The sequence below is a fragment of the Microbacterium sp. B24 genome, from assembly GCF_000333415.1.
GTDB lineage: Bacteria > Actinomycetota > Actinomycetes > Actinomycetales > Microbacteriaceae > Microbacterium.
This window is the reverse complement of record NZ_BADB01000408.1, coordinates 1-1,478: the sequence shown is the minus strand read 5'-3', so window position 1 is coordinate 1,478 and position 1,478 is coordinate 1. Positions and strand designations below refer to the sequence as shown.

General features: G+C 71.2%; 1 protein-coding gene and 1 pseudogene. Both read right to left on the bottom strand.

Features of this window, described 5'->3' with window-relative positions; genetic code table 11:
- On the bottom strand, nucleotides 1-1,257 hold a 1,257-nt coding region (gene mmsA / locus I5I_RS12210; RefSeq protein WP_036319982.1), incomplete at its 3' end, for a CoA-acylating methylmalonate-semialdehyde dehydrogenase.
- Between the two features lie 40 nt (nucleotides 1,258-1,297).
- Nucleotides 1,298-1,478 (bottom strand): annotated as a pseudogene (locus I5I_RS12205) (3-hydroxyisobutyrate dehydrogenase); the annotation flags it as partial.

The following is a 1,478-nucleotide window of genomic DNA, read 5'->3' as shown; positions in this document are numbered from 1 at the left end:
GTTGGCGTTGATCAGCGCGACCGCGTCGTCGTAGGTGGCGACACGCACCACGGACAGCACGGTCCCGAAGACCTCCTCGTCGTAGACGCGCATGCCCGGCGTGACGCCGTCGACGAGCGAGGGACCGATGAGAAACCCGCCCCCGTCCACGGTGACCTCGCGGCCGTCGACCACGACGCGGGCTCCCTCGTCCGCGGCCCCCGCGACGAAGCCGGTCACGCGATCGAGCGCGTCGCGGGTGATCAGCGGACCCATGTCGGTGGCGGGATCGGTGCCGTCGCCGACGACCAGTCCGCCGATGCGCTCGGCGACCTTGCCGATGAGCGCGTCGGCGACCTCGCCCACCGCGACGACGACCGACACGGCCATGCAGCGTTCCCCCGCCGAGCCGTACGCCGCCGACACCGCCGCATCCGCAGCGGCGTCCAGATCGGCATCCGGCATGACGATCATGTGGTTCTTCGCTCCGCCCAGCGCCTGAACGCGCTTGCCGTTCTCGGCCGCCCGCGCGTAGATGTACTTCGCGATCGGCGTCGATCCCACGAACGACACCGCCCGCACGACCGGGTCGTCCAGCAGCGCATCCACGGCCTCCTTGTCGCCGTGGACGACGTTGAGGATGCCGTCGGGAAGCCCCGCCTCGGCGAAGGCCTCGGCCAGCCAGACGGCCGCCGACGGGTCGCGTTCGCTGGGCTTGAGGATCACGGCGTTGCCCGCGGCGATGGCGGTGGTCACCATCCACAGCGGCACCATCGCGGGGAAGTTGAACGGAGTGATGCAGGCGACCACGCCGACGGGCTGACGAACCTGGTGGACGTCCACGCCCGAGGCGACCTGCTCGGAGTAGTCGCCCTTGAGGTGGTGCATCAGACTCGTGCAGAACTCGACGTTCTCGAGCCCTCGAGCGACTTCGCCGAGGGCGTCGTCGACGGTCTTGCCGTGCTCGGCCGTGATGATGCGCGCCAGCTCCTCGGCGCGGGAGGCGACGATCTCGCGGAGGCGGAACATCACCTGCTGGCGCTTGCCGAGACCGGTGTCGCGCCAGCCGCGCTGAGCGGCCTGCGCGCGGCGGGCGACGTCATGGACGAACGCGGCCGAGGCGAGGGCGACCTCTGCGCTCTGGCGGCCCGTGGCGGGGTTGAAGACGGGACCGGTGCGCCCTGTCGGGCCGACGCGTTCGCCCGCGACGATGTGCGGGATCACCGTGACCGAGCCGATGGGCTCGTCGGTGGTGGCAGATGCGGATGCGGTGGTCATGAAGTGCCCTCTCGATCGGGGTGTGCGGGAGATATCGGCGTCAGGCCGCGGAGACGCCGTCACGCGACGGGTCGTAGCCGCGGAGGGTGCCGTCCGGCGAGGCGAAGCGCGCGACCAACGTGCAGTCCTTGCCGCCCAGCCCTTCGGCGATGAGGTCGTCGAGCTGGCGGAGCGCAAGACGCGCCGCCGGCAGGTGCACACCGGTGTCTCTCCGGCTGACG